The organism is Pseudomonas koreensis, from assembly GCF_036668835.1.
Lineage (GTDB): Bacteria > Pseudomonadota > Gammaproteobacteria > Pseudomonadales > Pseudomonadaceae > Aquipseudomonas > Aquipseudomonas koreensis_I.
In genome coordinates this window covers 1-255 of the sequence record NZ_JAZEVW010000062.1, presented here as the reverse complement: position 1 = coordinate 255, position 255 = coordinate 1, and the positions used below count along the sequence as shown (strand labels likewise).

At 58.8% G+C, this 255-nt stretch carries 1 protein-coding gene; it reads right to left on the bottom strand.

Annotated features, from left to right (window positions below):
- Positions 1–255, bottom strand: a 255-nt coding sequence (locus tag V6F91_RS27295) for an immunoglobulin-like domain-containing protein (protein WP_332769956.1), incomplete at both ends; no start/stop codon positions are given.

Here is a 255-nt window from a genome sequence, read left to right as displayed (position 1 = left end):
GGTGTAAACAATCGAACCACCTTCAGCCACGGAGCCCGTCGCACTCAGCGACAGATTTGTAGTGTCGGCAACATCGGTGACAGTGGTGCTGACCGGGGTTTTATCGGCCACGAGGTTTTCGTAGTTGTCGCCGGTCACGTTAGTGATCGAGTTGGTCAGCGGAGCGTTACCAGCCAAGGCATCGTTCGGTGCGGTGGTGGTCGCGGTGCCGGTGGTTTGGCCAACACCGATGGTGATGGTCTGGCCGTTGGCCAA